This window comes from Franzmannia pantelleriensis, assembly GCF_900102875.1.
Taxonomy (GTDB): Bacteria; Pseudomonadota; Gammaproteobacteria; order Pseudomonadales; family Halomonadaceae; genus Franzmannia; species Franzmannia pantelleriensis.
Genome location: NZ_FNGH01000015.1, coordinates 73156 through 81694, shown reverse-complemented (window position 1 = coordinate 81694; position 8539 = coordinate 73156). Strand labels below are relative to the sequence as shown.

At 65.1% G+C, this 8539-nt stretch carries 7 protein-coding genes; 3 read left to right on the top strand and 4 right to left on the bottom strand.

What is annotated here, in order from left to right:
• Positions 1-44: 44 nt before the first annotated feature.
• Positions 45-1121, bottom strand: coding sequence for a TRAP transporter substrate-binding protein (locus tag BLT16_RS17525; protein ID WP_089659902.1), 1077 nt, complete (start codon positions 1119-1121; stop codon positions 45-47).
• A gap of 383 nt (positions 1122-1504) precedes the next feature.
• Here BLT16_RS17525 and BLT16_RS17520 point away from each other — a divergent pair, with 383 nt between their 5' ends.
• The 3 genes from BLT16_RS17520 to BLT16_RS17510 all read left to right on the top strand — a co-directional run bounded on the left by BLT16_RS17520 (position 1505) and on the right by BLT16_RS17510 (position 5195).
• Positions 1505-2053 (top strand): cytochrome b, encoded by a 549-nt coding sequence (locus BLT16_RS17520; protein ID WP_089659900.1) that lies wholly within the window; start codon positions 1505-1507, stop codon positions 2051-2053.
• A 72-nt stretch (positions 2054-2125) separates the two neighbouring features.
• Positions 2126-3292 carry a ChaN family lipoprotein gene (locus tag BLT16_RS17515; RefSeq protein WP_089659899.1) on the top strand — a complete coding sequence of 389 codons (1167 nt, stop codon included), beginning with the start codon at positions 2126-2128 and terminating at the stop codon, positions 3290-3292.
• 64 nt (positions 3293-3356) lie between these two features.
• Positions 3357-5195: a M1 family metallopeptidase gene (locus BLT16_RS17510; protein WP_143025089.1), complete on the top strand. Its 1839-nt coding sequence runs from the start codon at positions 3357-3359 to the stop codon at positions 5193-5195.
• Here the strand turns inward: BLT16_RS17510 and BLT16_RS17505 are convergent.
• The 3 genes from BLT16_RS17505 to BLT16_RS17495 are packed head-to-tail and all read right to left on the bottom strand — an operon-like array spanning position 5160 to position 8400.
• The gene (locus BLT16_RS17505; protein ID WP_089659894.1) at positions 5160-6632 is read right to left on the bottom strand and encodes a PH domain-containing protein; all 1473 of its coding nucleotides are present in this window, start codon (positions 6630-6632) and stop codon (positions 5160-5162) included. The genes BLT16_RS17510 and BLT16_RS17505 overlap by 36 nt on opposite strands.
• Positions 6629-7150 (bottom strand): PH domain-containing protein, encoded by a 522-nt coding sequence (locus BLT16_RS17500; RefSeq protein ID WP_089659892.1) that lies wholly within the window; start codon positions 7148-7150, stop codon positions 6629-6631. The genes BLT16_RS17505 and BLT16_RS17500 overlap by 4 nt, the downstream gene beginning before the upstream one ends.
• Positions 7147-8400, bottom strand: coding sequence for a methyltransferase (locus BLT16_RS17495; protein WP_089659890.1), 1254 nt, complete (start codon positions 8398-8400; stop codon positions 7147-7149). Before BLT16_RS17495 ends, BLT16_RS17500 begins: the two co-directional genes overlap by 4 nt.
• Positions 8401-8539: the final 139 nt, after the last annotated feature.

The window sequence follows — 8539 nt, the reverse complement described above, 5'->3', positions numbered from 1 at the left end:
TGCTGCCCCGCGTCTGACTCATGGGATGCCCGAGGGCAGACGCCTTAGTCGTTCATGGTGTCTTCGACGATCTGCTGGATCTCGGCGACCAGGTCCTCGCCGATGCGCGGTGCCCACTCGTCGTAGACCGGCTGCACGGCCTCCTGGAAGGCGGCGATCTGGTCATCGTCGAGGCGGGTGATCTGCATGCCGCGCTCTTCGAGCTGATTACGAGACCAGTCGTCATACTCGGTGGCCAGCTGGATCTCGTATTCCGCTGCCTGAAGGGCGGCTTCCTGGATCAGCTCCTGATACTCGGCATCGAGGCGATCCCAGGTGCGCTCGGAAATCATCTTGATGAACGGCGTGTAGACGTGGCGGGTCTCAGAGCCGTAGTCCTGCACCTCATGGAAGTTGGAGGTGAGGATGGTGCTCCAGGGGTTCTCCTGACCGTCAACCACGCCCTGCTCCATGGCCGAGAACAGCTCGCCGAAGGCCATCGGCGTGGGGTTGGCCCCGAGGGTCTCCCAGATCGACAGGTGTACCGGGTTCTCCATGGTGCGCACCGACAGGCCGCGCACATCGAGACCAGCCACGTCTTCCGGGCTGGCGACTTCCCGCGCGCTGTTGGAGAGCTGGCGGAAGCCATTTTCGGAGAACGCAAGCGCCTTGATGCCAGTGCCGTCGAAGCCATCGAGCATCGACTGGGCGACTTCACTATTGAGCACTGCGATGGCCGCCTCGCGGGTCGGCAGCAGGAACGGCAGATCGAACACCGCCAGTTCTTCGACGTAGGTAGTGGCCGGTGAGCTCGACGGGTAGGTCATGTCCAGCGAGCCGGTCTGCAGCATCTCCATCATCTGCACATCGTCACCCAACTGGCTGTTGGGGAAGATATTGACGCTGATACGACCCTCGCTGCGTTGGTCGAGAATATCGGCGAAGTACTGACTGGAAAGGTATTGTGGCGAAGTTTCGGCCAGACCAATCCCCATGCGCAGGGTGACGCTACCGTGATCACCGACGACATCGCCGTCAATGGCAGGCGGCTCGGAGAGATCAGGGGTCTGGGCGTGAGCGATGCTGACAGAAAGTGTGGCCGCGCCGGCCAGCGTGAGCGTAGTGCGCCAGATAGGAGTCATGGCGTGAGTCTCCATTGTATGATGCTTTGTTGTAGTGGCCATATGACGCATGCCTGATGGCACAGGAAAATGGCCAGAAAGCCGCCTTGCGTTGACTTCGGATGCGCTCGATTCTATGGCAAGCACAGTGGTCGAAGCGAGAACGTAACGGCGTCGGAAACGTTGCCCGGCAACGGTATTATGCACTGCAATGTTACCGGTAACTTTCATCATTCAGCCTAGTTCTCCCCTCCATTGCTGTCAATCGACAAGGTTGCGCAATCGGCTAGACCTTGGTCTAGTGTTTTAGCGACATTTTTTCCTCCCTCGACGAGTTAGCATGGAAACCATGCAGATCGGCTACGCTGATAAAGCGATGCCGTACCCAGCCATGAGGAGTTTCCATGATAGATCGCTACGCCTACCCGCACCGCCTGCTCCATTGGGGCGTGGCAGTGGTCTTGCTGTTCTCGCTGAGCAGTGGCCTGACGCTGGGGTTTCTCGGATTCGAAGGGGCCATGGAGCGCCTCGGGCGGGCCGGCACGGATACGCTCTACACCCTGCACAAGACTGCTGGGGTGATGATGCTGGGTCTGATGACGGCGAGGCTGATCACTCGTCTAATCTACGTCGTTCCCGTACATGAGCCCCCACTCCCCCCCTTCCAGCACGTGCTCAGCACTGCCGTCCATCACCTGCTGTACGTGGCACTGCTGGCCATGCCGGTGCTGGGCTGGCTGGCCACCGCGACCGGCGGCTTCCCGGTGCAGTTCTTCCAGTTCAATCTGCCCGGGTTGGTCGGCGAGAACGAGGCACTGTCCCAGCAACTGTTCGTCTGGCACGGCTGGCTCGGCTGGGTCATCCTCGGCCTGGTGGTGCTACACATCTGCGGGGCGCTTTACCACTGGCTGATTCGCCGCGACGGGGTGATGACGCGCATGAGCCTGTTCTAGGATTGCGGTGCCGCGGGAATTGTCTCAGCCTTGGCGTTGTCTTTACTGGGCTATCGCTGCCAGGAGTCTTCGATGCCGTTACGCCGCTTGTCTCTGCCCACGCTGCTTATCGCCGCAAGCCTCTTGATCCCGCAGACGGCCCTGGCCGAGGCTTGCCCCGTCCCAGGCGAGTGGCGACTCGACGATGGACACTACGCCACCAACGCGACGATGATGCGGGATCTCGCCGACCAGAGCGTTGTCATGCTCGGCGAGCAGCATGATCGACTCGCCCACCACCGCTGGCAGCTGCATACGCTCTCGGGCCTGCATGGCCATCACGATGGCCTGCTGATCGGGCTCGAGATGCTGCCACGTGAGTCGCAGCCGGCACTGGATGCCTGGGTGGCTGGCGAACTCAGCGAAGCGCAGTTCCTCGAGCGCAGCGACTGGCATGCGCACTGGGGCCACGATCCCGGCCTGTACCTGCCGATCCTGCACTTTGCGCGCATGCAGCAGATCCCGCTGGTGGCTCTGAACATCCTGCCCGAGCTTCGCCAACGGCTGGCGCACGAAGGGTGGGACAGCGTCCCCGCCGACCAACGCCATCATCTCACGCCACCAGCCGCACCACAGGCAGCCTATCGCCAACGGCTTGAAGCGGTATTCGTCCAGCACCCCGTCGGCAGCACCGACGACGACACCTCGGACAGCGGCCTGGAACGCTTTATCGCCGCCCAGCTGGCCTGGGACCGAGCCATGGCCGAGGGCATCGCCGAGGCACTCGCGGCACACGTCGACGACACTCCGCTGCTGGTGGCACTGATCGGCCAGGGGCATCTGGCCTACGGTCACGGCGTCCCCCACCAGTTGGCCGACCTCGGGATCACATCGCAGCAGACCCTGCTGCCCTGGCAACCCAACGGCCAGTGCGAGCCACCCGAGGGGCTGGCCGACGCCCTCTACGCGCTCGGCGATGAGGACGCTTTCGAACCCGCGACTCCGCTGCGCCTGGGGGTGATGATCGAAACCCACGCGGATGGCGTACTGATTCAGGCGGTAGGCGATGACTCGATTGCCGAGCATGCCGGGCTGGCCAGCGGCGACGTGATCGTCGAGGCAGCCGGGCGTCGCATTGCCAATCCAGGCGAGCTGATTGCCGTGGTACGCGACCAGCCCCCGGGCACACTACTACCGCTGGGCGTATCACGCGACGGCAGCCTCGAGGAAGTGCTGGCGCGCTTCCCGGCGCGACACTAAGCTCGCCATGGTCCGCCTTAGCCAGCGCCCCGCCTTTGCATTCGCCCTGCTGGGCGGCCTGTGCATGCTGCTAAGCGGAGTCGCCGTCGCCGAGGAGCTAGCGCACAAGACGATGCGGCTGTGGCTGGATCCGGCCAACGCCAGCTTGCGCGGTGAGCTCGAACTTAGCCCCGCGCCGGGCGCCACCGACATCAACCTGCTCCCCGGACTAGAGATCACCCTGGATGAGCGCGACGGCGAACGCCGCCTGCTGCACTGGCAGGGCCGACTCGAGCCTGCCCAGCAGCAGCGCGGGCTGCGCCTCAGCGAAGCCGGCAGTTTTCTACCCAGCGGCGCCGGCTGGTACCCGTCGCTGCTCGAGCCGCCATTCTCGCTGTCGCTGACGCTTGAGCTACCTCCCGGCCAACGCGGCGTGGCCAGCGGTTCGCTGGTCATCGAAGAGGGAGACCGCGACAAAAGCGACGCCACCCGCGAGGGCTATCATCATCCACGCAGCGCCAGCATCGAGGTCGCTGCCGGCCCCTGGCAACTTCGCGAGCGCGATGTCGGCGAGGTGCGTCTACGCACGCTGTTCCCCGGCGCCCTGGACGACGCCTTTGGCGAGACCTATCTGGAGCATGCCGCTCGCTACCTGGCGATGTTCGAACAGCGCCTCGGCGACTACCCCTTCGACAGCTTCACCATGGCCACCACCCCGGAGCCGGTGGGCCTGGCCTTTGCCGGATTCACCCTGCTCGGCGAGCGGGTCATCCCCCTGCCCTTTATTCCCCGCACCTCGCTGGCCCACGAACTGATGCACGCCTGGTGGGGAACCGGGATACGGGTCGACTACCAGACAGGCAACTGGTCGGAAGCAGTGACCACCTACCTGGCCGACTACCACCTGGATGAGCTGCGTGGCGAAGCCCTCGACACCCGTACCCGCTGGCTCACCGATCTCGCCGCACTGCCCCCCGATCGTGAGCAGCCACTAAGCGCCTTTCGCGGCGGTCGCGATCCCACCGCGCGACTGATCGGCTACCAGCACGGCGCCATGATGTTGCATATGCTGCGCCACAAGATTGGCGATGACGCCTTCGACCGCGCCCTGCGCCAGGTCGTCGCAACGCACATGTTCCACGAAGCCGGCTGGGACGACCTGCAGGCCGCCTTCGAAGAAGCCGCCGATACCTCGCTGGAGGCGTTTTTCACCGCCTGGCTAACCCAGCCTGGTCGTCCACGGATCATCCTCGACGACGCTCGGCGCTCGCTGCAGGAAGATCGATGGCAGCTCGAGATCGCGCTGCGTCAGCAGGGAGACGCCGCGCCCTGGCCACTGCGCCTGCCCCTGGTCATCGCGACACAGGCCGGCGAAGTGCAGCGCACGCTCGTGCTGGACGAGGCTCGCCAGCGCCTGGCCTTCGATCTCGACGAGCGCCCGCTGAGCATGCAGATCGATCCAGGGATGAATGTACTGCGCCAGCTCGAGGCACCGCCAGCGACCCTGCGCGCACTGATACTGGCAACCGATGTCGACGTCATCGCGGTTAGCCCGGGCAGCGAATCGCTGGCCCATCAGCTCCTCGGGCAACGGCCCGGTGCCGCCACCGCAGCCAGGGACGACGACGAGGGTAGGCTTCGACTGCTCGTGGGGCTCAGCGACGACGTGGACGCCTGGCTGGCAGAGCACGGCCTGGAGGCAATGCCAGGGGTTATCCGCCGCGGCGCGGCACGCATGTGGCACCATCCTGACAGGCCTCTGGTCGTGCTCAGCGCCGATAGCCAACGCGGCCTGGGCATGTTGGCTGGGACGCTGCGCCACCAGGGGCAGTACAGCTACGTAGTGCAGGACGCCGAAGGCGCCACCCTCGACAGCGGCCGCTGGTCCCTAGGGCGTGACCTGGCCTGGGATTTCGACGACTGAGCTCGGGCCGCACGCTGCCAGCAGTTCGTCGGCCAACAGCAACGCCGTGGCATGCTCAATGAATGGCAGCGCGACTCGCCCATGGGCAAGATGCAGGTGCAGCGTGGCAAGCCCACGCCGGCGCTGCAGCCAGCTCTGGCGAACGTCCACGGAGATCCCCTTGTGCAGCGCAAAGACATGCGTGCGCCTGCCAAGCAGCCCATGCCGCACCCACAGATACCCGCCGCTGTGCGCCCAGCCCTGGCAGCGCCAGCGACGATGAGCACCGAGCACGACCAGCGCCATCAGCACACCGCCCAGCAACAGCCACTGCCAGGCAGTCAAGGCGTCGCCCAGCAGCGCCCCACCGCCGGCCAGCAGCAGCACCGCGAGGAGTCCGCCGCGTAGCAGCAGCACCCGTTGGTAATAGCGTGAGACGGCGAGCCACTCAGCGGGCCAGGTCACACCTGGCCAGAACGCCGGGAGCAGCTCACGCTGTTTGCCATCGATGATGCCTGGCACCACGAAACGGCGATCCTCATCGACAGCACCGCCAAACTGATGACAGATCAAGTAGCCGCAGCCGAGCAGACGCCCGAGACCGGTTTCGACCCACTCGACGACCTGCAGTCGCTCGAGGGTGAGACTCTGCCGCTGACGCTGCAGCAAACCACGCGTCTGAATCTGGCGGCCACCATCATCGACCAGACGAAAGCCAAAGTAGCGCCATACGGTGGCGATGATCGACAGCAGCATCAATAGCGTAAACAGCGCCAGCGTACCCAGCGCGGCAAGCAGCAGCGGCGCGTTTGGCAGCCAGTCGCCAAGCGCCAGGGACGGCGCCGCATCGTGCAGCCAGCGCTCGAGCGGCCTGACCAGCGGTGACAGCATCGCCGCGGCCACTATCACCGAGCGGCTCGATAGGCCGTGTAACAGCAGTCCCTTAACGGTGACGGCATAGTGCGGCGGCTGTACCGTATCCGGCGCTGGCATGGCGGGCGCCAAACGCGCGCTGAGCGCGTCGGCGGTGGACTGACGAATGCCTGGCAGGATGATGCGCGCGGCATCACCGGCCATCGGCACCACCTGCCACTCGACGACCCCAAAAGGACGCATATGCAGCGGCTGACGGATAGCGATCTGCTGCACATGGCGTGCGGCGAGCTTGAATTCACGATGCTCGAACAGCCCCTGGTGCACCACCAACACGTCCTCTTCGATACGAAAGCGAAAACGTAGGTAGTAGCGCCAGGCCAGCAGCAGCGCCAGGAAAAGCCCCGCGGCGCCCGCCAGTAGCAGCTCGCGCCAGCCGACCGCATCGAGCAACGTCAGGCCGGCACCGGCCCCCAACAGCAGCGGCAGGTGCTGGCGGCCTTGCTCCGCCGCCTGCATCAGCAGTAGCGATAGCATCGCCCAGGGCGACAGCCTCTGCCACTCCCCAAGCCATTCGCGATTCACGCCGAGGTCTCCTCCGCATTGGCATGCAGGCGCGCTAACAGCTGCTGCTTGAGCGCATCGGCGCTGGCCGGCGACAGCCCCTCGAGCACCACGTCAGCGCTACGCCCCCCGGCGGTAAAACACGCCAGACGGACCAGTCCGAAGCAGCGTTCCAGCGGATTGCTGCGCGTCTCGATATGCTGAAGACGGGCCAAGGGCAGCGCCTGCAGCCGCTGCACCAGCAGTCCACGACGCTGAACGAGAGCATGCTCGCGCAGCGCATAGGCTCGCCGCCGCGCCTCGCACCAGGCCAGTGCCACCCCCAGTGCCCCGAGCCCAGCAGCACCCGCCACCAACCAGACGCGCCATGCCAGCAACTCTGACTCCCCCAGCGGCATCCACGTCAACGCCAGTACCACCAGCAACCAGCTAACCGCCTTGTGCAGTGCCAGGCAGGGCGCCAGGCGCGGCGAGAATGGCTGCAATGGCGTCTCGGCGAGGCGCGACTGCTCGACTGTTGGTGATGCATCCTGGCTCATGGCGCCCCCCGGGTGGTTGATGCCTGATACTCCCCATGCGGAACCGCCTGAATCAGTAGGTTGCGTGGCGTCAGTTGCCGCTGGCAGAAGGTACCGAGGGAGACCCGATACCCTGCCTCTTCGAGCATCAACACCCGGTCGAGTACCAGCCACAGTTCCAGCGGCCGACGAAACAGCTGACGCACCACTTCCAGCCGTTCGACCTCGGCCTGGCGCTGCCAGCCGCGCGCCTCGAGCGCGGCCCAGTCGATCCGCACCGGTAGCGTCACCCCCTTGCGTTCAGCCGCCCAGGCACAGAACTCGGCCAGGGTCGGCGGCATGCGACCATAGGCGAGACTAGGCACCGGCAGGTAGCTATCCACATCACGCGACTGGCGCTGCAGCAGATCGAAGGCCAGCCGCCAGGCACTGTTGCGCCGCCGCTGACGACGCACCTGCCGTGGCGCCGTCACGGTTTCCTGTACCGCCAGCGCCAGCGTATCGCGTGGCAAGACCAAGCCATCTCGCTCCACCAGGGCTCGACCCATGGTGGACAGCGGCCGGTAGTGCGCGGCGGCGGTGCGTTGGTAACAACACGGCGCCAAGGTCACGCCAGCGCCGCGTTCGGCAGCCAGCGCGAGCAATCGCACATGCAGATCGCCGCAGGCGTGCAGTGCCACCAACTGGCTCGAGGCACTCAGCCTGTCCGCCGCCGAAGTCGCCATCACATCCTGCTCGACCATGGTGACTCGTGCCCCCTGGCGAGCAGCCAACTGCTTCCCGTCCCGGCACAGCGCCGGCTGCCACTCCAGCGCCGTCACCGCCTGGTGGTGCAGGCTGCTCAAGGCCCGTGCCAAGTGCCCCTTGCCCGCACACCACTCCACTAGGTGTGCGCCAGGATCACACGGCACGTGAGGCACAAAGGCCTCGATCTGTCGCCACTTTCGGCCACCTACATGCACACCCCATGACGCGGGCAGCGACGACCTCGGCGTCGATACTGTTGGCACCTCGCACAGGGCAGCAAGCTGGTCCAGTGGTAGATACTCCGCAAGCGGATGTCGCGCCAGGCTGACAACCGACACATAGGGATCGTCATCGCGCAGTTCCTCCAAGCCAGCATCATCAAGCCTCATGGCGGCCTCGAACAGCGCCGGGTGTGTCGTCGCCCAGTCAGGCGTGTGCTGATGAAACGGGACCGACCGCCACAGCGACTGCCACTCACCCAGCAGCCTGCTCAGCTTGTCAAAGCGTTGTGCATGAGACGTCAAGGCGGCCCTCCAGCGATGCCGGAGACTGGAATTGACTTAACGAACAACCACCTATCTACCACGGGCATGACTCCTCTGGTACTGCCGCCTAACACCTGCTTTGTAGGCAATCTCTTACACAGCTTGTAGGCAAAATAGG

Excerpts from the sequence above, each read along its gene's own strand:
- BLT16_RS17525 (WP_089659902.1), bottom strand. The coding sequence starts at position 1,121 with ATGACTCCTATCTGGCGCACTACGCTCACGCTGGCCGGCGCGGCCACA.
- BLT16_RS17520 (WP_089659900.1), top strand. The coding sequence starts at position 1,505 with ATGATAGATCGCTACGCCTACCCGCACCGCCTGCTCCATTGGGGCGTG.
- BLT16_RS17515 (WP_089659899.1), top strand. The coding sequence starts at position 2,126 with ATGCCGTTACGCCGCTTGTCTCTGCCCACGCTGCTTATCGCCGCAAGC.
- BLT16_RS17510 (WP_143025089.1), top strand. The coding sequence starts at position 3,357 with ATGCTGCTAAGCGGAGTCGCCGTCGCCGAGGAGCTAGCGCACAAGACG.
- BLT16_RS17500 (WP_089659892.1), bottom strand. The coding sequence starts at position 7,150 with ATGAGCCAGGATGCATCACCAACAGTCGAGCAGTCGCGCCTCGCCGAG.